This is a genomic window from Rhodocytophaga aerolata, from assembly GCF_030503435.1.
In the GTDB taxonomy this organism is placed as follows: domain Bacteria; phylum Bacteroidota; class Bacteroidia; order Cytophagales; family 172606-1; genus Rhodocytophaga; species Rhodocytophaga aerolata.
In genome coordinates, this window is record NZ_JAUKPO010000041.1 from 1 (window position 1) to 21,817 (window position 21,817).

General features: G+C 39.9%; 20 protein-coding genes and 1 tRNA gene. 16 read left to right on the top strand and 5 right to left on the bottom strand.

The window, feature by feature from the left end; all coding sequences use genetic code 11:
• A partial coding sequence (locus Q0590_RS32430; RefSeq protein ID WP_302041827.1) for a hypothetical protein occupies positions 1-246 on the top strand: 246 nt, incomplete at its 5' end.
• A gap of 112 nt (positions 247-358) precedes the next feature.
• On the opposite strand, the gene Q0590_RS32435 is transcribed toward Q0590_RS32430, so the two are convergent.
• The gene (locus Q0590_RS32435) at positions 359-1,582 is read right to left on the bottom strand and encodes a site-specific integrase (protein WP_302041828.1); all 1,224 of its coding nucleotides are present in this window, start codon (positions 1,580-1,582) and stop codon (positions 359-361) included.
• 95 nt (positions 1,583-1,677) lie between these two features.
• Between Q0590_RS32435 and Q0590_RS32440 the strand changes: the two genes are divergently transcribed.
• Positions 1,678-1,759 (top strand) — tRNA-Leu (locus tag Q0590_RS32440).
• Positions 1,760-2,100: 341 nt separating this feature from the next.
• Here the strand turns inward: Q0590_RS32440 and Q0590_RS32445 are convergent.
• Complete coding sequence (locus Q0590_RS32445; RefSeq protein WP_302041829.1) at positions 2,101-2,592, bottom strand: hypothetical protein; 492 nt, start codon at positions 2,590-2,592, stop codon at positions 2,101-2,103.
• A gap of 264 nt (positions 2,593-2,856) precedes the next feature.
• Between Q0590_RS32445 and Q0590_RS32450 the strand changes: the two genes are divergently transcribed.
• The gene (locus Q0590_RS32450; RefSeq protein WP_302041830.1) at positions 2,857-3,654 is read left to right on the top strand and encodes a toxin-antitoxin system YwqK family antitoxin; all 798 of its coding nucleotides are present in this window, start codon (positions 2,857-2,859) and stop codon (positions 3,652-3,654) included.
• Between the two features lie 5 nt (positions 3,655-3,659).
• Here Q0590_RS32450 and Q0590_RS32455 read toward each other — a convergent pair whose 3' ends face one another.
• Positions 3,660-5,252 (bottom strand): hypothetical protein, encoded by a 1,593-nt coding sequence (locus Q0590_RS32455; RefSeq protein ID WP_302041831.1) that lies wholly within the window; start codon positions 5,250-5,252, stop codon positions 3,660-3,662.
• Positions 5,253-5,404: 152 nt separating this feature from the next.
• Positions 5,405-6,169 (bottom strand): head GIN domain-containing protein, encoded by a 765-nt coding sequence (locus Q0590_RS32460; protein ID WP_302041832.1) that lies wholly within the window; start codon positions 6,167-6,169, stop codon positions 5,405-5,407.
• 150 nt (positions 6,170-6,319) lie between these two features.
• Between Q0590_RS32460 and Q0590_RS32465 the strand changes: the two genes are divergently transcribed.
• From Q0590_RS32465 to Q0590_RS32500, 8 genes are all read left to right on the top strand, one after another.
• On the top strand, positions 6,320-7,267 hold the full coding sequence (locus Q0590_RS32465; RefSeq protein WP_302041833.1) for a Smr/MutS family protein: 948 nt from the start codon (positions 6,320-6,322) through the stop codon (positions 7,265-7,267).
• Between the two features lie 129 nt (positions 7,268-7,396).
• Positions 7,397-8,698: a DUF1015 domain-containing protein gene (locus Q0590_RS32470; RefSeq protein ID WP_302041834.1), complete on the top strand. Its 1,302-nt coding sequence runs from the start codon at positions 7,397-7,399 to the stop codon at positions 8,696-8,698.
• Positions 8,664-9,236 (top strand): Maf family nucleotide pyrophosphatase, encoded by a 573-nt coding sequence (locus Q0590_RS32475; RefSeq protein ID WP_302041835.1) that lies wholly within the window; start codon positions 8,664-8,666, stop codon positions 9,234-9,236. Before Q0590_RS32470 ends, Q0590_RS32475 begins: the two co-directional genes overlap by 35 nt.
• Positions 9,237-9,334: 98 nt before the next feature.
• Positions 9,335-9,922, top strand: coding sequence for an outer membrane beta-barrel protein (locus Q0590_RS32480; protein WP_302041836.1), 588 nt, complete (start codon positions 9,335-9,337; stop codon positions 9,920-9,922).
• A 132-nt stretch (positions 9,923-10,054) separates the two neighbouring features.
• Complete coding sequence (locus tag Q0590_RS32485) at positions 10,055-10,573, top strand: hypothetical protein (RefSeq protein WP_302041837.1); 519 nt, start codon at positions 10,055-10,057, stop codon at positions 10,571-10,573.
• A 73-nt stretch (positions 10,574-10,646) separates the two neighbouring features.
• Entirely contained in the window at positions 10,647-11,492 is an 846-nt protein-coding gene (locus Q0590_RS32490) for a 4-hydroxy-3-methylbut-2-enyl diphosphate reductase (protein ID WP_302041838.1), read from the top strand.
• A 38-nt stretch (positions 11,493-11,530) separates the two neighbouring features.
• Positions 11,531-12,235 carry a fatty acid desaturase gene (locus tag Q0590_RS32495; RefSeq protein ID WP_302041839.1) on the top strand — a complete coding sequence of 235 codons (705 nt, stop codon included), beginning with the start codon at positions 11,531-11,533 and terminating at the stop codon, positions 12,233-12,235.
• A gap of 52 nt (positions 12,236-12,287) precedes the next feature.
• The gene (locus Q0590_RS32500) at positions 12,288-12,734 is read left to right on the top strand and encodes a sterol desaturase family protein (protein ID WP_302041840.1); all 447 of its coding nucleotides are present in this window, start codon (positions 12,288-12,290) and stop codon (positions 12,732-12,734) included.
• Between the two features lie 205 nt (positions 12,735-12,939).
• On the opposite strand, the gene Q0590_RS32505 is transcribed toward Q0590_RS32500, so the two are convergent.
• Positions 12,940-13,134 (bottom strand): cold-shock protein, encoded by a 195-nt coding sequence (locus Q0590_RS32505; protein WP_302041841.1) that lies wholly within the window; start codon positions 13,132-13,134, stop codon positions 12,940-12,942.
• Between the two features lie 333 nt (positions 13,135-13,467).
• Between Q0590_RS32505 and Q0590_RS32510 the strand changes: the two genes are divergently transcribed.
• From Q0590_RS32510 to Q0590_RS32530, 5 genes are all read left to right on the top strand, one after another.
• Positions 13,468-13,890, top strand: a complete 423-nt coding sequence (locus Q0590_RS32510; protein WP_302041842.1) for an Hsp20/alpha crystallin family protein — start codon at positions 13,468-13,470, stop codon at positions 13,888-13,890.
• A gap of 293 nt (positions 13,891-14,183) precedes the next feature.
• Entirely contained in the window at positions 14,184-15,680 is a 1,497-nt protein-coding gene (locus Q0590_RS32515; protein ID WP_302041843.1) for a Do family serine endopeptidase, read from the top strand.
• 196 nt (positions 15,681-15,876) lie between these two features.
• Positions 15,877-16,800 carry a DUF4097 family beta strand repeat-containing protein gene (locus Q0590_RS32520; protein ID WP_302041844.1) on the top strand — a complete coding sequence of 308 codons (924 nt, stop codon included), beginning with the start codon at positions 15,877-15,879 and terminating at the stop codon, positions 16,798-16,800.
• Positions 16,801-16,893: 93 nt separating this feature from the next.
• A complete protein-coding gene (locus tag Q0590_RS32525) occupies positions 16,894-19,278 on the top strand; it encodes an ABC transporter permease (RefSeq protein ID WP_302041845.1) in 2,385 nt (794 codons plus the stop codon).
• Between the two features lie 149 nt (positions 19,279-19,427).
• The gene (locus tag Q0590_RS32530; RefSeq protein ID WP_302041846.1) at positions 19,428-21,773 is read left to right on the top strand and encodes an ABC transporter permease; all 2,346 of its coding nucleotides are present in this window, start codon (positions 19,428-19,430) and stop codon (positions 21,771-21,773) included.
• Positions 21,774-21,817 lie beyond the last annotated feature (44 nt).

Below are 21,817 nucleotides of genomic sequence, written 5' to 3' on the forward strand. Positions count from 1 at the left end.
GAATCCGCTCCTTCCATTTTGCCATCAGTTGTCCAATTCTATCTGACGACATACACTACCGTATCCATGGCAATTACTGCCTCATCGCCCTCAGTTGAACTTGTAGAGCTATCACAGGATAGAAGTGAAAAAGAAAAAAAATATAAAATTATACCTGTAAAAAGATATATAAGATTAATGATGGGCCTATATTTTGGAGAAGAGGCCATAAAGGTAAAGTTAAATGTAGATAAAAACTTAAGATAAGTTACACATTATAACTCCTTATGTCAATACCTAATTATAGGTATTGACATAAGGAGTTATTCCTTTCCTAAAATAGACTTTTCAAATAGTATTTGCTCTTGAATCTTCATATCTAACTCCACGCACGGAGCATGGATGTTTTAACCACTTGGTTGGTTATCTTAACATATTTCATTAGGGTTTTAATATTCTTATGTCCTGTAATACGCATCACCTCTTCAGGGCGCATACCTTTTTCAAGTGATAATGTTACAAAGGTTCTGCGAGCAGTATGCGTGGATAATAGCTCAAATTTGGGTACACGGGTGTCTATTCTTTTAACCCCCAGAAATTTTACTTTCTGTACCTGATGCGATAACCCTGCTACTTTTCCTAGTTCTTTCAAATAATCGTTCATTTTTTGATTACTCATCACTCTGGGAAGTTTATTGCCATATTTTACTAATATTTGTCTGGCATAAAAGATAATAGGTACGCTTAGTTGATCTTTTGTTTTAATGGTAATAAACTCAATAGTATCCTCTTTAATGTTTTCAGGCTTAAGATTTGCCATGTCACTAAAGCGAAGGCCTGTTGTACAGCTGAAGATAAATAGATCCCGTACTTTATCTAGTTTTTTATTATCTGATAGCTCTAGTGTAAATAATGTATCCAGCTCCTGCTGTGTTAACGTGGTGATTTCAACAGGAGCAGAAGGTTTTTTAAATGCTTTAGACTTGAAGGTGAGGTTAGTATTGATTCCTTTTTCTGTTAATTCATTCAGAAATATTTTGAGGTTTTTTAATATGTCACCTACACTGTTGGGATTCAGTTGTAGCTCTTTTGATAAATAACTAGTAAACTTTACGTAGAAGTCCATGTTAATACTCTCCAGGGTGATAGTATATTTGTAGGTTTGCTGAAAGGATATTAAATGGTTTATAGCTGTACGGTGCTGTTTTATAGTATTGTAGGCTCTTCTACTTTTGCTTTCTTCAATAAAGTTCTCATACATTTTGAAAAAATCTTTACTGGTATCGGGCAATATAGGTCTTTCTAGCAAAGCTAGCTGCTCTTTTATATGATCAATTGTAGGTTCAATATTCCGCTGAGTAGCAAGCCGTTTAATACGCTCAACTTTCTCAATGTGTATTTTAAGTGTATCATTAAATGTATCATACCCTTTCCCATACGATTTTTTCACTTGACCTTTGATGGAATCCCAGTCACATGGTTTAATTTTTTCCTCCGTGCTTACTTTAATAGACTTCTGATTATGCGTGTAGAGGACATAGATTAGACATTCGCCTCTAGAATTTACTTTGTCTTTCCTGATGACTAATTTGATAGTTGCCATATCTGTTAAAATTTAAGACAGAAGGGCAAGTGATAGGGCAAGTGAACTATTGAAAGTCTTTAAAAAACTTAGAGGTTAGGTAGCCTATTGCGGGGAACACGGTGGTGGAACAGGTAGACACGCAAGACTTAAAATCTTGTGAGCCAAAAGCTCGTGCGGGTTCGATTCCCGCCCCTGGTACAATAAACGCCTTTCTATTTAGTTAGAAAGGCGTTTTTGTTTGTCAAGGGTTGAAGTAGTTTAATCAGACTCTATGTTAGGGTATTCTTCTTTTTTCAACGGTTGTTAAGAATGCATAGCTCTGAAACAAATAAGAAAAAAATACCACAACCTCTTTATCTCATAAATAGAAGTGGACAGGATATAGTGGATACTACTTTTTTAACCGCTAAGTAGGCTTGTTCTATAAATAGTGATTTATCCAAACTTTCTTTAATTGCTGTTTTAGCCATACACTTGTTTTTCATTAACACTCTATTATTTAGTCAAGAAGCTTATCATTAGTTACACGCACATAATTAATTGGACGCATCATTTAGCTTATCTTGTGCTCGTTCTAGTTTCATTTTTTTCTTTTCCGCTTTCTGACGGGCTTTTTCTGTTTTGCGTTCGGCTTTGCTTACTTTTAATTCGGCTTTTGCTGCCTTGCGCTCTTGTTTACTGGCACGTTTATTCGCTTTATCCAGTTTTTTTGCTTCACGTGCTTCCCGCTTCTGGGCTTTCTCTTCCAGGTTGTTTTGCTTGGCTTGCTCTTTTTCTAATTTTCTTTCTTCTTTCAGTGCTTTGCTATCAGCTCCATAGTTTTCGGTCTCAGTATTTGTGGATGATTTTTCAACGTCATTGTCTAAATCTACATCATTAGAATTGTTCATTGAATCAACACGAATGTTCGTATTTTCAGAATTAGTAATAATGGTATCCCTGTTTATATTTTCATTTGTCTGAGCATAAGCAGATATTATACTCAAAAAGCAGATCCCACAGCATGTTATTGTCTTAAATAGTTTCATTTTGTTACGATGGTTAATTTTAAGCTTCATACGGAATTATTAAACGAAAGATTGTCTAAAGATTCACCCTATACGCCAATACATACTAGCCAATATTACAATTTAAATTCTCTTCCTCTTGGGCCGGACAAAGAGCTAATTCGATTTATTGATTTTGATTGCTGTGTAAGTTCTTTTAAAGAAACCAACAAGCGAATTGATAAACAATCTGCTTATTCGCTTTAGAAGAAATACTTCATTCAAACATTTATCCTTCGTAATAAAATGAAACTAATCATCTTATTATTCTTAGCAATTATCTTGTTTACTGGCTGTGATCATATAAATACTATTAAACAAGCTGTTACCAAAAAAGTGGCCGCTAGCCAGGCACATACTGCGAAACCTGAAAAAAAGAAAAAACTGCCAAAAAAGGATGGACTAGTGGTGAATAAACGGAAAGATGGGTTTATTTTATCAGAAATAAATTTGAAAGATGGCAAACTACATGGTCCGGCAAAAGATTATTATGCTGATGGTACACTGCATGCTGAATTCAATTACGTAGCAGGCTTGCTAGAAAATGAAATGAAGTGGTATCATAAAAATGGTAATCTGTATAAAATCACTCCCTATTTACATGGCAAAATCCATGGAACAGAGAAAATATATAGCCTTGAGGGTAAGTTGGTAGCTGAGCAGCCTTATAAAAATGGGTTTCCAGGGATTGGAATAAAAGAATATTCACGTGAAGGAAAAGCAGTGCCATCTAAAGCAACTATAGTAATAGAAGAAATAGATAATATTGCTCTGAAGGGAGAATACATATTGAAACTATCCTTATCCGATAAAACCAAAAATGTAAAGTTCTATACAGGAGAACTAACAGAAGGCAAATATATGAATGATAACCTCACAGGTATTCTAACGAAGAATGGTATGGGAGAAATCCGGTATGCAGTGCCGCCAGGATTCTATGCTATGGAAAAGCTTACTATTATTGCGCAAAAAACTACCAGGCAAGGCGGCAAATATATTACACAAACCAAATACAATTTAGCTATCGAAAACAAGGGTTTATAAGAGTATTATTTTAGTAGTTGTAGTCTCCGCTGCATTTCATAATCGTTGGGTGCCATTTCCAAGCCTTTAGTTAATAGTGCTTTTGCTTTAGCATCATTGCCCGCCCGGAAGTAATGCATTGCACCAGTAGAATATACTCTACCAATCAGGTTACTATCGACAATATCTTTTCCTTTATCGGCAAATAATTTTTCAAATCTGGCTCTTAACCTTTCGGCCTCAGCTATTTTTTTAAGTTCATAGTGCTGTCCACAAGAGATTAAGCATGCTTGAATGAGGTATGTGTAAAAGATGTTATTGTTAAGAAGTTTAGGAAACTTCTGCTCATAAGTACTTAAAGCCTCCAATACCTTGGTACCATCACTTTGTGATTTTAGTGAATTGCCCAAAGCTGAAACAAACAAGGTTTGTACATCTATATTTTCAGGTTTAAGAATGTATGTTTTCTCAGCAAATGCAAGTGATTCCTGATATCTACCTTGGTTAAAGAAAATCCGGCTGCGCTCGTAATGATAGATGTACCTAATTTCCTGAGTTAGTGCTTTATCGGAAATAGCTGAGCTGATTTTCTGATAAAACGTGTCGTACAATTCTGGACGGTTGTTGTTAATCAGATGAAGTTGAGTAAGCCTATGAAATTCAGCTATAATATGGTCATGACTAATGCCATATTCCGTATATCTGGCGAGTTTACCCAAATACTTGGCGTCTTCAACGGCAGCATAATTTTTCTTATCTAAAATAAGTGCAGCGGTAGAAAGTAATAAGTAACCGGCTTTTTTGCATGGGTAAAACAGGTATGCTTTTTCCAGCTGGATAAATGCTTCTTCTAACTGGTTCTCTTGCAGTTTGTAAAGAGCATCATTCATATACTGAATGCCGAGTAACTCTTTTATAGTTATGTTTTCCTCAGAAAAATAATATTTGTCAAATAATGCATTTGTGCTCCCCGATTTATATTCCTGCTCACTAATAAGCTTGCCAGATCGCAAATTAGAAACAAAACTGGTTTTGAACTTATCATCAAACACCATATATCCCTGGCGTGGATCAGTTGTCTCAATTAAGATTTTTTGTGTATGTGGGTAAGCTATTAAATATACATGTGTAGGAGATTCCTTGATGGTATACGGAATCTGTAAATCGTCAAAAAGTAGTCCATACAAAGCGGTTGCCGACACACAGTTATAGTTTCCATTTGCAAATATGTCAGGAAAATGGTTCTTCAGTTCATACTTGCTAAGCAAGCGATCATGAGTTTGGCTATAGATAGCTTTTATCCTTTTTGCTTCATTTTTCTTTTGTATATCACCTGTTGTAAGCTGCTTAAATGTCTCTTGATACGCCTGATGCGCGTTAGCAAATTCGCTGCTACCAGTTTCTTTACTTACCGACATAAATAAAGCCAGATAGTTTTTTTTGCCTTTAGTAAAATAATCTTGAAATGCCTCTTTTTCAAAGGATGAGTTATAGTTGACTTCTCCCAAGTGTACCAAAGAGTCTGTCTGCAAGGCATGCGTTGCAAAAGAGTTAACAAGCAAAAAAGCGAATAAAAGCAAAGAAAGGGAACGGTAAGACATATGGGAGAATTTGAACATACGCGTATAAATTAGCCAATGTCTGTAAATTGTAAATAGCTGCTTGCGTAAAAACCCAATGGCGTAACTTTTTCATTAAAAAGCAAAGAATATATAAAGAAAAAGGCTGAGAATATACATTCCCAGCCCATTAACTATATATCAGCAATTGCTTAATCTACCTTTTTTACTGTACTTAATCTGGTTGTGTTCATAGAAGCTACTTTTGCAGCACCTTTATATTTAATGGACGCAGCACCACTCGCATTCGCTTTAATACTACCCGATGCATTAATTTTAGCCCCACTAGTACCCGAAACATCAACAGTGGCTTCGGCAACAGCCAGATTAAATGCATCCAGTCCGGAAGTGCCGTCGGTATTTACTTTCAGTTTATCACTTTTGCCGTTAATTTTCAGGTTAGCTGCCCCACTTACATCCAGATACATCTCCTGAGACTCCATTGTAATTTCGGAATTAGCTGTACCAGAAATATATGCTACAAAATTGCTTGTAGTAAACCCGGGATGAATGGTCGAATTAGTAGTTCCACTAAAATTAACAGCCCGTAAATAAGGCAAGGTTACCTCTACTGTTACCGCATTTTTCAAACGCAGACGGGTTTTTCCTTCTTTAAAAGTTATTTCCAGTTCACCGCCTTTTACTTCTGCTAGTACTTCATCTACATATTCACGGTCTCCGCTCACGTTTACTGCAAACGCCTGGCCCGGACGCACATGTATTTTAAAAATGCTGCCGATCTTAAGCCGGTCAAAATCTTTTAGCTCAAAATTTTTGGTATAAGTATCTTGCATAGCAGCAACCGGTTGCCCGTAAAAAGGCATGCGCTCCTGCGGACTCACTTCTGCCGCCGCGGGGAATTGTGCAAGGGAGGAAAAAATAATGGATACTAAAAGGGTATGCTTCAATGGTTTCATATACTATACGACGGAATAAGATAGGTTAAATAAATTAGGGTACTAAGTTAGTATATTGTAGTTTCGCAAACAGAGGATCAAAGAATTTGCCAGAAAACCGGGAGTAAGTAATTCAGTAGATTTTGTTAGTAAAATAAAGCAAATAAGTATATGAATATCGGAGATAAAGTACGCCTCATTCATGCAAAGGAAGAAGGTGTAATAGTGAGAATTATAGATAATAAACTGGTAGAAGTAGAAATTGAAGACGGTTTCCGGATACCTGTACTCCGGAACGAGGTAGCAGTTATTGCTGCTGAGGAAGCTGCGCAGTTTAAACGGAATGTTCCACAGGCAGATGCCATAGCCGCACGTACAGAAAAAGGTGTAATCGCTACACAAGGGGTATATATGGCTTTTACAATCATCAATGATACTGATCTGGCTTTGTATCTGGTGAATAATACAGATTTAGGCATACCTTTCACTATGGGCGAAATGCAGGGGCAGAATTATAAAGGGTTGTTAGCCGGTACGCTGCAAAAGAAAACGTCTGTGAAGATTCATGAAGTGTCTACCAAAAATTTTGAGAACTGGCCGGTATATATGATTCAACTGCTGTTCTTTAAGGAAGGTGCCTTTCCTTTGCGGGAGCCTTTAACAAAAAAGATCCGGTTCCGGGCCAATACCTTTTTCAAGAGCAAACAGCCAGCTCCGCTTTTGGGTAAAGATGCCTACCTGTTTCAACTAGACAAAGAAAGCGTAGACGTGCAACCAGATAAGATATTGGATGGAATTTTCGATTCTAAAAGTATACAACAAACGCCGCTGCCTGCTCCAGCCCGGGAAATAGATTTGCATATAGAGAAACTGACCAAAGACTATAACCGGATGGGCAACTCAGAAATCTTACAATTGCAGCTAAAAACCTTTGAAAATAACCTGGACCAGGCTGTAGCCCACGGAATGGATGAAATTGTGTTTATTCATGGGGTAGGTAACGGTATATTGCGGATGGAAATACATAAACGGCTGGGCAAACATCCATACGTGCAGTTTTTTAAAGATGCCATGAAAGAAAAATTTGGCTACGGTGCTACGCTGGTAAAACTGAAATAATTGCTCTAATATGCTAGATGTGTTTCCATAAAATAGAGAGTTACGCTTAAGAGAGCAGACATAAATCTAAACATAATCTAATTGGCAGAGTCTTATATAGACCTAAATTATAGTACATAAATTACCAGTATGGCAGAAATACAGCCCTTCCGGGCGTGGCGGTATAATTCCGAACAGTTTCCCTCCATTGATGAACTAACGTCTCCATTGTTTGATGTGGTATCGCAGAAGCAGCGGGAGAGTTTATATAAAAACCCTTACAATAGCATTCATTTATCCGTGCCGGCCGGCGACCATGCACCGCAAAGAGCAGCAGACCTGCTAGCCCAATGGAAGAAAGAACATATTCTTCATCAAGACGAACTGCCGGCTATTTATGTGTACTATCAATATTTTGCTTTGCCTGGTAGTGGTACTACGTATTGCCGCAAAGGATTCATCTGCCACATAAAAGCCTATGACTGGCCAGAGAGAATAATTGTGCGGCATGAAAATACCATTCCAGGTGCAGTAGCCGACAGATTAGATTTGCTCACGGCTACTCAACTGCATGTAAGTCCTACGCATGGACTCTATACAGATGCGAGTCAGGAATTAGAAACGTATATGGACGAAAGCATCCAACACCCTATATATGAAACGGAAGATTACCAGGGAGTAAAAGATGTACTAAGCGTCATACACGATTATCGGATTATCCGGCGGTTCGTAGAGGTTTTACAAGATAAACAAGTTATTCTGGCAGATGGGCACCACCGGTACGAGAGTTCCTTGGCTTACCGCAAGCAACAGATAGCCGCCAACCCAGCGCATACCGGGAGGGAAGCCTATAATTACCACCTGATGTACCTGACCAATACGGAAGGAAATAATCTGTGTATTCTGCCTACTCACCGGCTAATTAAAGACCTGCCTGATATAAACCAGGAAGATTTATTAACTGCTCTGGACAAGTACTTTATTATTAAAACCGTAGAAAATCCGTACGAACTTAATGAAATTATTCTGGGTAAAAAGTGGGCTTTTGGTTTAATCCTGAAAGATAGTACGTATAAAATCCGGCTGAAGCCAGAGGTGTTCGGGCAACTAAGCTGGCAGTTTCCGCTGGAAGTAAAAGAACTGGATTTAACGGTCCTGCATTATTTTGTAATCGAGAAAATTTTAGGAATTCCGGGAAAAATTCAGCGGAAAAGTGAAAACATTGGATTCTCCAGAAGCTTTTCTGAATGCCTCACCAAAGTATTAAAAGGTGAGGCACAGATGGCTTTCATTACCCAGGATATTTCAATGGAAGAAGTAAAAAAAGTATGTGCCAGTGGCTATACCATGCCCCAGAAGTCTACCTATTTTTACCCAAAAGTAATTTGCGGATTTTTATTTAGCTCTATCCAAGCCAATGAATTTCAATTATCCCCTTGTTTTAGCTTCTAGTTCTCCCCGCAGGCAACAACTACTGATGGGAGCCGGACTGGTGTTTTCTGTGAAAACTAAAAATGTGCCGGAAGATTTCCCGGAAGATATGCCGGTAAAAGATGTGCCGGTTTACCTGGCCAAGAGAAAAGCTATGTCTTTTGCAGCAGAACTAACAGATGAAATTATACTAGCGGCAGATACCGTAGTTATCATCAATGGCCGGATTTTGAACAAACCACAAAACGAACAAGAGGCTGTTGAGATGCTTTCCTTGCTTTCTGGCAAAAAACATGAGGTGGTAACGGGTGTATGCCTTTTTTCCCAAACCAAAACACACACCTTTTCAGACCTCACCGAAGTGTATTTCAGAAACTTAAGTGCTGCAGAAATTACATTTTATGTGGAGAACTACCGCCCCTTTGACAAAGCCGGCGCGTATGGTGCACAGGAATGGATGGGCATGATTGCTATTGAGAAAATAATCGGTTCTTATTTTAACGTCATGGGTTTGCCAGTGCATCTGGTATATGAGTATTTGAAACAATGGGACACCTAATAAGTTAGTTTTATTGAAATATTGGCCTAAATCTTTCATAGGCTGCTCTTCACCTAAATATTTTTGTATACTTGTAACATCACTATCTAATTGATTACATGAGAAAATTACTTATTGCATTTGTTTGTATGGTATGTAGTGCCGCCTTTTCCTATGGCCAGACGCAACAGGGCAACTTTTTGCTGGGCGGAGGATTCAGTGGCTCGTTAGGAAACAGAAAAGTAGAGTCTCCAGGTTCAGGCAATACGGTTATTGTCAGCAAAAGCAGAAGTGCTACCCTTGTTTTTAACCCCAGGTTAGGGTTTTTTATTGTAAATGGTTTTGCCCTTGGACTGGATGCAGACATCCGGAATAATAGTTCGAGAAACCGGGATAACGACATACGGACTACTTCCAATTCATTTACTATTGGGCCCTTTGTGCGGTATTACTTTCCGGTAAACGTATTTCTGGATGGCCGGGCAGGGTTTGGCTCTGGGAAAGGTGCTGAGTTAGCTGCTTATCCGGAGGCCCGGATTTTTAATTATTCTATTGGGGCTGGCTATGCTGCTTTTCTGAATGATTATGTTGCCTTGGAGCCAATTATCCGCTACAGAGCAACGAACTATACCAACAAGGCAAACGACAATTTGCGGACATCCAACGGAAACTTAGAGTTTGCCATCGGTTTGCAGATATACTTATAAAACATACCCATCTTCTGCTATAAAAGGCTTCATTATACTAAATGAAGCCTTTTGCGTTTTAAGTAAAATACTGAACATATCTGCAAACATTCGGTTATACATTCTTAAATATAAGAATATAGGGTAAAATTTATGCTACAATTATTTCTTCTGTCTCTTCTGGGATCATTTTCATTTGCCGCCTTTCTAAATCCAGGTATAGATATACATACGCTTCGCCGCGAGTATTTACAGGCAGTAGAGAATGAAGACAAAACCAATGAGTTGTTAGCTGTGCTCACTAAAGAGAATTCTCAAGAACCCCTCCGGATCGGGTATAAAGGTGCCTTAGAAGCCCTGAAAGCCAAGCATGCATTTAATCCCTATAACAAGCTGAGTTACCTGAAAAAAGCACAGCAAACATTTGAGCAAGCGATTAGCTTAAGTCCGGAGGATGTGGAATTGCGGTTTTTACGGTTTTCCGTACAACATTACTTACCTTCTTTTCTGGGAGCCAGCAAAAACCTGGAAGAAGATAAACTAGTAATTGTAAAAAACATTGCCCAGCCTGGGCTGGATAAAGATGTACAGGCAACCGTTGCCAGATTTCTGCTGGAGACCAAACGGTGTACTGCCACAGAGCAACAGAAGCTGCAAGCTGTTTTGAACTAACTGTAACCGCCAGAAAGTACAACGAAACCTAAAAATTTTCAAAACTATTTGATATATTTAATGTTGTACTAATATGCTGAATCTGCAAGTAACCATAGATACTAATTCAGGTTTCTGTTTCGGTGTAGTGTATGCCATCGAAATGGCTGAAGATATTCTGGACGAACAAGGCTACTTGTATTGTCTGGGCGACATTGTGCATAATGATGAAGAAGTAAAGCGGCTGGAGAACAAAGGGCTTAAAATTATTACCCATACAGACTTGGCCCAGCTGCACAACGAAAAAGTATTGATCCGGGCACATGGTGAACCGCCTTCAACGTATCAGTTAGCCTTGCAAAACAATTTAGAACTTATCGATGCCTCTTGTCCGGTAGTGCTGAAGCTGCAAAACAGGATTAAGAATTCTTACGATAAAAAAGACAATATTTATATTTATGGGAAGCATGGGCATGCGGAAGTAATAGGCCTGCTTGGGCAAACAGATAATAAAGCTGTTGTCTTTCAGGACCTGGAAGAACTGGATTTAACCACCTTGCCTAAGCATATTACCCTCTACAGCCAGACAACCAAAAGTACAGACAAGTTTTACCAGATTACCGAAAAGCTTTCCAATTCAGGCATAGAAGTAGATGCCAACGATACTATTTGCCGGCAGGTTTCTAACCGGGATAAAGAATTGCGGAATTTTGCTAATAAGTTTGATAAAATCGTTTTTGTTTCCGGTTCCAAATCATCCAATGGAAAAGTGCTCTATAACGTTTGTAAAGACACTAATCCACATACCTACTTTATATCCAATATTGCGGAATTAAAAAAAGATTGGTTTTCTGCCGGCAACAGCGTAGGTATCTGCGGGGCTACGTCTACGCCTATGTGGTTGATGGAGCAGGTAAGAGACAAAGTTCTTACTTTCTAAGCTACATAAACCAATTAACCTAACCGGAGCGGATATACATGAGGTATCAAGTAGAGTCAACTAAAGGGGTAAGCATTGCTATGCTGATGATTATTTGTTGGGCAGGCCTCCTTACGTTTTTGCTTGCCGGGTATACCATTCGTCCTTTCTCTCCGCTTACCTATTTGTTTGTGGCTATCCAAACCCATTTATTTACAGGCTTGTTTATTACGGCGCATGATGCCATGCATGGCGTAGTTTCACGGAATAAGAAAGTAAATAAGCTGATCGGGCAGATCTGTGCTACCTTATTTGTATTTAACTCTTATAAACGCCTTTTTCCCAAACATCACGAACATCACCGCTTCGTAAAGTCTGAAAAAGATCCGGATTATTACGAGGGCAATTTCTTCATGTGGTATTTTCACTTCATGAAACAGTATGTTACGGTTTGGCAGATCGTACTGGCAGCCATTACCTTTAATATACTTACGCTGGTTGTCCCACAGCTCAATGTGATTTTGTATTGGGTTGTTCCATCGCTGCTGTCTACTTTTCAGTTGTTTTACTTCGGTACATATTTGCCCCATAAGGGAGAGCATGCCGAAAACAATGTTCATTACTCCCGCAGCCAGAAAAAAAATCATCTGTGGGCCTTTCTTACCTGTTATTTCTTTGGATATCATTATGAGCACCATCATGCGCCCGGTACGCCCTGGTGGCAATTATATAAGGTAAAAGAAGCAAATCCAACAGAATGGTGAGTAAGGGAGAGGCAGATGGAAATTTCAATAAAAGATGTTCTGACTTTTATATATGGTAATCAATACATTAATTCTCCTAGGTTCTTTTGTAGCCATGGAAGCCGTGGCCTGGCTCGTACACAAATACATTATGCATGGAATTATGTGGAACTGGCACCAGTCGCATCACAGCCACACCAAAGGTATATTTGAGTTAAATGATTTATTCTCCGTTCTATTTGGACTGGCTGCTATTCTGCTTATTCTGCTAGGAGCCAATATCGCGCAATACCACCGATTAGTATGGGTTGGTATGGGTATGTCGTTATATGGAGTGGCGTACTTTGTTTTTCATGATATTATTGTACATCGCCGCATTCCCTTCTTATATAAACCCAAAAATCCTTATTTACGGAATTTAATCCGGGCCCACAAAGTACACCATAAAAACAATTCCAGAGATAAAGGAGAGGCTTTTGGATTTTTATATTCTACGAAAAACTATCTGCAGAAGAAATAACAGGTTTCCTATATATGCCTACCCTAAAAACACAGGATGATTTAAACCTGCCGGCAAAAAATAGCTAAGCAACTATATACCCGTGGAGCCAGTTGCCGAAAGTATACCCATTCAAAAATACAGGTGCAAAACTATTGATCTGATATAGCTTCCAATAAAAAAAGCCCTGTAGGGCTTCTTGTGGCATGAAAAAATATCTTGGTTGTCAGATTATGCGTTTTACATTAATGGCACTCATTCCTTTTTTGCCTTCTACCAGCTCAAACTCCACCTCGTCTTCTTCTCTGATTTCATCCAACAGACTGTTGACATGGACAAAAATATTGTGTAATGAATTACCTTTCCGGATAAATCCAAATCCTTTAGATTCATTAAAATACGTGACTGTTCCAGTTTCCATATAGCTAATTATTTATAAATCAAATGTAAGAAATATATAGGATTGTTAACTTTTATTTCGATAATACTTTAAAATTTTAAGATAAAATATAACAAAATCCCGACATGTTTAATTTGGAGCAAATATTATTCCAGTGGGCAACTAGCATATAACTAAATTTTTACCCGTGTTATCAGAAATATGCCATTTAGCAGACTGTATTCTGACTTTACTTTCTGACATTTTGTCTTATATTCTGAAAAATTTACTCACACTTTGTGGTGGCATAGCACTTGCTAAGCTCAAAAATGTAGGTAATTATGTTAAAAACTTAAACTAAAGGAGGATTTAGCCATGTCACTTACAAAATGGAACGATTCTGATGTACTATTTCCATCATTTTCAAATCTGTTAGATGAGTTTATGGGAGATGCACTTCCACGTACAAGCGGATTAGCCAAGAATGTTCCCGCTGTAAACATCTTGGAAACAGATAACGAGTATATGCTGCAAGTAGCTGCGCCTGGTTTACGTAAAGAAGATTTTGAGTTGCATGTAGAACAGAAACGTTTGTCTATCTCTGCTCATGCCAATGAGCCTCAACCAGAGGGTAAATATGCCCGGCGTGAATTTGGCTATCATTCGTTTAAACGGGTGTTTGCCTTGCCTGACTTTGTAAACCTGGACAACATTCAGGCTTCTTATGAGGAGGGTATATTGAAAATAAGTATACCGAAGCGGGAAGAAGTAAAACCCCGTACCATTCAGATAGCCTAATCAATACACAGAAAACAAGCGTAAATAGCTATACGCTTGTTTTCTGCTGGTATCCGGCACACACCATCTAAATATAAGTAGCACTGTTTATTGACGCGAAAAGACATGTAACCATAGCTAGCCATGGGAGGTTTTTGCCAGCTGGGTCACTTGCGTAAGTAAAGGGTTAAGTCATGTTACAAAAGGTATAGCGTATACTCAATCCAGGAAATAGCAATACCAGGTAAGCGAAAAGGTTGTATACTCTTTCTCTGAATTATTTTATATAGGTATTATTTACTACTGATACATCTATGAAACTCATTGCATGGAAAGAAATGGGCACAACTATCATGGCTGCTGTGCTGGGTGGTTGTATAACTTTAGGAGCATATAAGGCGCTGGAAGAAGATAACAAAGTAATTATTGAGAAGGTACCGGAAAATTATAGCAGAGTCGCCTCCAGCTATACAAAGTCCGGCGATATAAACCCGGCGGCCCATCCGGATTTTTCTATGGCTGCTGAAAAAGTAACACCCGCGGTGGTTCATATCCGTTCTTCTATGAAAGGCCGCGAAACGCCGGTACAGAATATACCTTCTCCCTTCCGCGATTTTTTTGGAGATGATTTCTTTGGTGAACGTTTCCGGGGCTTTAATGATCCGGCACAAGCTTCTGGTTCCGGTGTGATTATTAGCCAGGATGGCTATATTCTTACCAATGACCATGTGATAGATAAAGCAGACGAAATAGAAGTGACGCTGCACGATAAACGTTCTTACAAAGCCAAAGTAATTGGTACAGATCCTTCCACAGACTTGGCTTTAATTCAAATTAAGGAGAAAGATTTGCCCACCTTGCCTTTAGCAAACTCCGATGAGGTAAAAGTTGGTCAATGGGTACTGGCTGTGGGCAATCCATTCAACCTGGAATCTACTGTTACGGCTGGCATCATCAGTGCAAAAGGAAGGAGCATTAATATTTTACAGCGCAACAAAACGCCCATTGAGTCGTTTATCCAGACGGATGCTGCAGTCAATCCTGGCAACAGCGGGGGAGCCCTGGTAAACCTGAATGGCGAACTGATTGGAATTAACACCGCCATTGCTACGCCAACAGGTACTTATGCTGGCTATTCCTTTGCCGTACCTACCAGTATCGCCAGTAAAGTGGTTGAAGATTTTATTAAATACGGAAAAGTGCAGCGGGCCTACCTGGGTATTGTGATCCGGGATGTTAATGGTAAACTGGCTTCTGAGAAGGATTTGTCGGTAAACACTGGGGTATATGTAGATAGCTTAATGGCCGATGGGGCTGGCAAAGCCGGAGGCATTAAAATAGGCGACGTAATCACCAAAGTGGATGACAGAAATGTTAGCTCTGTAGCCGAATTGCAAGAATTAATAGGCCGCCACCGCCCTGGGGATGAAGTAACGGTAACTATCAACCGCAAAGGCGACGAGAAAAAGTTGAAAATTCCATTAAAAAATCTGGAAGGGAAAACTGAGATAGTGAAAGATACCCGCAGTGAAGTGATTAAATCATTGGGTGCGGAGTTTACAGATATTACGGAACAGGAAAAGGAAAAAGCTAACCTGGAGGCAGGCGTAAAAGTATCTAAATTGTATCCTGGTACCTTGCGGTCATCTACCAATATGAAGGAAGGCTTTATTATCACGAAAGTAAACCGCAAACCAGTAAATTCTGCCCGGCAACTGGCCCAGATGCTGGAATCCGAAGAAGGCGGTATTCTGATTGAAGGCGTTTACCCAGGTGATCCAACAGTTTACTATTATGCCTTCGGTTTATAATAAAAAGTAAAAAGAATCTGCCTTCAGACCCATGTCCGGAAGTGTACAAAAAGTGTACGTTTCCGGACAATTTTGTTGCGTATGTACCCATTAATTAAATGCAAGTATTTGACAGTAAGAGTTTTATCTAACAGGCAGATTTATTGTATAATTTGTGGCATAGCATTATTATTCGACTGTACTTAACAAACATACCATGAACACACATAGAATCACCCGGATAGTATTTTTACTTTTAGCCATCTGCGGCTTTAGTCAGGCACAGCAAAAAGATACGCCTTACCAGGTAAAAAACTTTACAGTAGGCAACAATACTCTCGTGCAGGTAGAAACCGTAGGAGGAAATATTGAAATTGTAGGGCAGGCATCCAATGAGGCAAAAGTGGAGATGTATGTGCGGCATGGCAACTGGAATAATAAACTTTCTAAAGAAGAGCTGGACGAAAGATTGCAAAATTATGATGTTACGATAAGCCAGGAGAGTAATACAATAAAGGCCATTGTAACTCAAAAGAAATCTATCAACTGGAATAAGAATGGATTAAGCATCTCTTTTAAAATATATGTTCCCAAACAAGCCGCTACAGATCTGGAAACCAAAGGCGGCAATATTAGTTTATCAGACCTTTCGGGCAAGCAAGATGCCCTGACCCGTGGCGGAAATATAGCTATGCGTAATGTAACTGGCGAAACCAGACTGGAAACCTCTGGAGGCAATATAGGCGTGGAAGCTTTCGACGGTAAATTAACTGTTAATTGCAGTGGCGGCAACATTGATTTAAATGACGTGAAAGGGGATATAGATGTAAAAACTGCCGGTGGCAACATTAGTCTGGCAGGCACAGCAGGCAGTGTAGAGGCCCATACCAGTGGCGGCGATATCCGGGCGAAAATCAGCTCACTCGAAAAATCCCTGACGCTTCATACCAGTGGTGGGAATATCACTGCTAATCTACCTGAAGGAAAAGGTTTTGATGTAGATATGCGGGGAGACAATATACACACCAATTTTGCTAATTTCAAAGGCCACCTTGGCAAAGAAAAAGTGCAAGGCACCGTAAATGGTGGCGGTATACCCATTAAAATAACTACTTCCGGCGGTAACATTAGCCTGAATTAACTAGCTTCTTAGAAGACCCAAAGCAATACCTAATTCCCTGCCAACACTACTTTCCCTATGTTTTCCAGTTACCTGAAAATTACCCTACGGAATATGCTTAAAAACAAAGTATATTCCTTTATAAACATCCTCGGTCTGGCTATTGGTATAACGTGCTGCATACTGATTGTACTGTATATTCAGGATGAACGCAGTTACGATAAACATCATGCGGATGCTGCTTCTATTTATAGAGTAGCCACCCAATTGAATGCCGGTGGAAACCAGTCTACTATGGCCACCAGCCCTGGCCCTCTGGCTTTTGCCCTAAAAGCGGAATATCCGGAAATTGTGCAGGCTACCCGCCTGGTAAACCCGCCTGGTAAACAACAACAGGTAGTTGTGTTTCAAAACAATACGTATTTTGAAACCGACGGATTATTAACGGACTCTACTTTTTTCAGCATTTTCAACTACAAGTTTATCGTGGGTAACCCCGGTCAGGCGCTACGTGAGCCAAATACGGTGGTTATTTCTCAATCCATGGCCAAAAGAATTTTTAGAGAAGCTAATCCCTTGAACGCAGTATTGACTATAGGCGAAAACGATTATAAAGTAACAGGGGTATTTGCACAGCCTACCAACAATTCTCATATTAGGGCTAACTTTTTTACTTCAGTCTATAGTAAAGGCTTAGGCGAGTATGTAACCAGCACCAGAGATTTTATTGGCGGAAATTTTATTTATAGCTACATTAAACTTCGCCCCGATGCAGATGCCAAATCTCTGGAAGCTAAATTGCCGGCTTTTCTGCAAAAATATGCTGGCGATAGAATGAAAGAAGCCGGCATAACCAAATCTCATTTTCTGCAATGCGTACCAGACATTCACCTCTATTCGGCTATAGAACATGAGGCTAATGCCAACGGCGGTATTACCTATCTGTATATGCTGTCTTCTATTGCCATTTTTATTTTATTAATTGCTTGTGTCAACTTTATGAATTTGTCTACGGCCAGGTCTGGCAAGCGGGCAAAAGAGGTAGGCATGCGTAAAATTCTGGGAGCTTACCGGAGTACACTTATCCGGCAGTTTTTAGGAGAATCCATTATTTTATCAGGTATGGCTATTGTGGTTGCCCTTGGCTTAACCTTGCTTTGCCTGTCAGTATTCAATGAACTTACCGGCAAACAGCTTTCTCTTTTGAACGGCCTAAGCTTATTCACCATAAGCTGTCTAGTAGGCATTACCCTATTCACCGGGCTATTGGCAGGCAGCTACCCGGCGTTTTATCTTTCTGCTTTTCAGCCGATAAAAGTATTAAAAGGAATAATGGTTACCCACATAGCCGCTAATTTTCTGCGGAAAGGCCTGGTTGTATTTCAGTTTGTTATTTCTGTGTGCCTGATGGCGGGTACCATTACCATACTCAGTCAGCTAGACTATATTCAGAACAAGAATCTCGGATTTGATAAAGAACAACGGATAATTATACCTCTTCGCACCAGGCAAGCACAAGAGACATATCTGCGGTTTAGAAATGAAATTTCAACCCAAAGCAATGTGTTATCGGTGGCGGCTACCAGCAGCTATCCTGGTGCTTTCTATGCCTATGATACTAATTTTATTCCGGAAGGCAAGCGGCCAGATGAAGCGACCAATTGTAAAATAAATATAGTAGAGCCGGGCTTAATCGAAACCATGGCCTACCAGGTACTAGCCGGGCGTACCTTTTCTGCTGGCCGCTACCAGGCAGATAAAGACCAGAGTGTCCTGATTAATGAAGCAGCTGCACAGCAAATAGGCTGGAAGCCCGAAGAAGCCATTGGCAAAACACTAAAGGGCGAGTGGGCAGGTAAACAATGGAACCTGCAAATAGTGGGTGTGCTGAAAAATTTCAATTATGAGTCGCTGCACGAAACGGTACGGCCTATGGTATTTATTACACAAGAGCCTCAGTGGTTTGAATATGCCGTAATTAATGCCAAAACCGGTAACTGGCAAAATCTATTGCAGGAAGTAGAACAGTCCTGGCAGAAATACAATGCCTCTTTGCCTTTTGAATATGTTTTTCTGAAAGATGAAGTACAAACCCAATACGAAGCCGACAGGCGTCTGTCTAAAACCATTGGGTACCTTACGGCAATAGCTATCTTTATATCATGTCTAGGGTTATACGGTCTGGCCGCCTTTACCGCCGAGCAACGTACCAAAGAAATTGGGGTACGAAAGGTATTAGGCGCATCGGTAACCAGCATAACTACTATGCTCTCCACGGATTTCCTGAAACTGGTATTGTTAGGTAATCTGATCGCCTGGCCGCTTGCCTACTATGGCATGAACAAGTGGCTGGAAAACTTTGCGTATAGCATAGATCTGAATGTAAGGATATTTGTTATAGCTGGCCTGGCAGCTGTTAGTGTTGCCCTATTCACCGTAAGTTTCCAGTCTATTAAAGCGGCCTTAGCCAATCCGATCAGGAGCCTACGGAATGAGTAGGAGGTAATATATAGTCAAGCGAATGATATAGTAATGTTTATCAATGAAACGGCCTGTTTCGGCCTATATGCCAAGGGAAAAATATACCAACTATATTATAGTATAACCCGAAGCAGGTTATTGTTCAAGTAAATTAATCCTTCACTTATATGCTTAAGAACTATATACTTATAGCTTTTAGGAATCTGTGGCGAAACAAAGTGTTTTCCTTTATCAATATTGCAGGCCTTGCCTTAGGCATTGCCTGTAGTCTACTGATTATGTTATGGGTAACAGAAGAGTGGAGCTATGATAAATTTCATCAGAATGGGAAGCATATATATAGAATAATGGCTCACCTGCGGTGGGGCGAAGGCTTTACGACAGAAACCTCTCCTAATCCGCTGGCAAAGGTACTGGCAGAAGAAGTACCCGAAATCTTATATGTTGCCCGGACGAATGGAAATGAAGAAGCCTTATTTACACTCGGTGAAAAAAGTTTTAAAGAGAAAGGTATCTATGCTTCGCCTGAGCTATTTAAGATGTTTACGTTTCCAGTGCTACAAGGTAATGTAGAAACTATGCTTAGTTCGCCTACAGCTATTGTTATCTCTGAGCACCTGGCAAAGAAATATTTTGGCAATGAAAATCCTCTGGGCAAAGCTATCCGCATAAACAATGAACAAGACTACCAAGTAACGGCAGTAATGCAGGATATCCCTGCCAACTCTAGTATGCAATTTACATTTGTGCTGCCTTACACAGTATTTGAGAAGAAAAACGACTGGCTCGAAAGATGGGGGAACTATAGTATCTACACATATATTCAGCTTCGCTCCAATGCCTCTCCTGATCTGGTGGAAGCCAAAATAAATAAAATCATAAAAGAGAAACGCACAGGTGAGAAAGACGAGTTATTCTTGAAAGCCTATACAGATATCTATTTATACTCCAAATATACTGACGGCAAACAAGATGGCGGGCGGATTGATTATATCCGGCTCTTTTCTGTCATAGCAATATTTATTCTCCTAATTGCATGTATTAATTTTATGAACCTGTCGACGGCACGTTCTGCCCGGCGGGCAAAAGAAGTAGGGGTGCGAAAAGTAGTAGGTGCCAGCCGCTCTTTCCTGATTAGCCAGTTTATGGGAGAAGCTATACTAACCACCCTATTATCTTTGCTGCTGGCTCTGCTGATGGTACACATGCTATTGCCCATATTTAACAGCCTTGTAGGTAAAAATATTTTCTTGAACTATACTAATCCATCTTCCTTACTTATCCTGCTTGCTACTACCTTATTCACCGGACTGGTGGCAGGCAGTTATCCGGCTTTGTTCCTTTCTTCCCTAAAACCTATACACGTACTAAAGGGAACATTGAAAATAAACGGAGGCCCGGTAGTATTCCGCAAAAGCCTGGTGGTCTTTCAGTTTGTTTTGTCTACTTTATTAATTATTGGTACGCTGATCGTTTACCAGCAAATGGAGTATATTCAAAATAAAAACTTAGGCTTTAACCGGGAGAATGTAATCCTTTTTCCATTAGAAGGGGGCTTGTATGAGCATTTCGAGCCTTTCCGTCAAGAGTTGCTTCAATCGCCGGGAATACAAAGCATTACTACTACAGGCGACAATCCAATGCAAATAGAAAATTCTTCAGGCGACCTGGATTGGCCAGGCCGTCCCGAAAAAGGCGCATCTATTTCTGTATTGCAAACCGGCTACGATTATATTGAAACCATGCATATCCAGCTAAAAGAGGGCCGTGACTTTTCCCGCGAGTTTGGGACAGATAGTTCGGCTTATATAATCAATGAAGCGGCTGCCCGGATGATGGATATGAAAGATCCTCTGGGTAAGGAAATTAGCTTCTGGAATGGCAAAGGTAGAATTATTGGTGTAATGAAAGATTTTCACATAACTTCTCTACATCAGGAAATAAAACCCTTGATTTTAGTACCAGCGTTGCCTCATTCGTGGCTGGCCGTTGTACGGACAACGCCCGGAAAAACTGCCGAAGCATTAGCAAGTCTCGGAAAAGTTACGAAGAAACATAGCCCTGGGTACCCGTTTGTGTTCCACTTCCTGGATGAAACCTTTGAAAATCAGTACCGAAGTGAAATGATAGTAGGCAAACTAGCGAATTATTTTGCCTGTATAACTATTATTATCTCATGCTTAGGGTTATTTGGCCTGGCCTCATTTACGGCTGAGCAGCGTACCAAAGAAATTGGAATCCGGAAAGTATTAGGTGCTTCTATTGCTAACCTATCCTTACTACTTTCCAAAGAATTTATCAAATTAGTATTGCTAGCAAATAGTATAGCTTGGCCTATTGCTTGGTATGTATCTTACCGATGGTTGCAAAACTTTGCGTATCAAACAGCTATTTCACCCTGGATATTTATAGGAGCAGGCGGCGTAGCCCTGCTCATTGCCCTGTTCACCGTAAGTTTCCAGTCTATTAAAGCGGCTTTAGCCAATCCGATCAGGAGCCTGCGGAATGAGTAGCGGACAGAATTTACCAAATGCCCAGGAATAAGGATGTCTACCAA

Bases quoted from the DNA above. Each gene is read 5' to 3' on its own strand.
- Q0590_RS32450 (WP_302041830.1), top strand. From the start codon at position 2,857: ATGAAACTAATCATCTTATTATTCTTAGCAATTATCTTGTTTACTGGC.
- Q0590_RS32475 (WP_302041835.1), top strand. From the start codon at position 8,664: ATGAATTTCAATTATCCCCTTGTTTTAGCTTCTAGTTCTCCCCGCAGG.
- Q0590_RS32435 (WP_302041828.1), bottom strand. From the start codon at position 1,582: ATGGCAACTATCAAATTAGTCATCAGGAAAGACAAAGTAAATTCTAGA.
- Q0590_RS32520 (WP_302041844.1), top strand. From the start codon at position 15,877: ATGAACACACATAGAATCACCCGGATAGTATTTTTACTTTTAGCCATC.
- Q0590_RS32470 (WP_302041834.1), top strand. From the start codon at position 7,397: ATGGCAGAAATACAGCCCTTCCGGGCGTGGCGGTATAATTCCGAACAG.
- Q0590_RS32465 (WP_302041833.1), top strand. From the start codon at position 6,320: ATGAATATCGGAGATAAAGTACGCCTCATTCATGCAAAGGAAGAAGGT.
- Q0590_RS32455 (WP_302041831.1), bottom strand. From the start codon at position 5,252: ATGTTCAAATTCTCCCATATGTCTTACCGTTCCCTTTCTTTGCTTTTA.
- Q0590_RS32530 (WP_302041846.1), top strand. From the start codon at position 19,428: ATGCTTAAGAACTATATACTTATAGCTTTTAGGAATCTGTGGCGAAAC.
- Q0590_RS32495 (WP_302041839.1), top strand. From the start codon at position 11,531: ATGAGGTATCAAGTAGAGTCAACTAAAGGGGTAAGCATTGCTATGCTG.
- Q0590_RS32505 (WP_302041841.1), bottom strand. From the start codon at position 13,134: ATGGAAACTGGAACAGTCACGTATTTTAATGAATCTAAAGGATTTGGA.
- Q0590_RS32500 (WP_302041840.1), top strand. From the start codon at position 12,288: ATGGTAATCAATACATTAATTCTCCTAGGTTCTTTTGTAGCCATGGAA.
- Q0590_RS32480 (WP_302041836.1), top strand. From the start codon at position 9,335: ATGAGAAAATTACTTATTGCATTTGTTTGTATGGTATGTAGTGCCGCC.
- Q0590_RS32525 (WP_302041845.1), top strand. From the start codon at position 16,894: ATGCTTAAAAACAAAGTATATTCCTTTATAAACATCCTCGGTCTGGCT.
- Q0590_RS32445 (WP_302041829.1), bottom strand. From the start codon at position 2,592: ATGAAACTATTTAAGACAATAACATGCTGTGGGATCTGCTTTTTGAGT.
- Q0590_RS32460 (WP_302041832.1), bottom strand. From the start codon at position 6,169: ATGAAACCATTGAAGCATACCCTTTTAGTATCCATTATTTTTTCCTCC.
- Q0590_RS32515 (WP_302041843.1), top strand. From the start codon at position 14,184: ATGAAACTCATTGCATGGAAAGAAATGGGCACAACTATCATGGCTGCT.
- Q0590_RS32510 (WP_302041842.1), top strand. From the start codon at position 13,468: ATGTCACTTACAAAATGGAACGATTCTGATGTACTATTTCCATCATTT.
- Q0590_RS32490 (WP_302041838.1), top strand. From the start codon at position 10,647: ATGCTGAATCTGCAAGTAACCATAGATACTAATTCAGGTTTCTGTTTC.
- Q0590_RS32485 (WP_302041837.1), top strand. From the start codon at position 10,055: ATGCTACAATTATTTCTTCTGTCTCTTCTGGGATCATTTTCATTTGCC.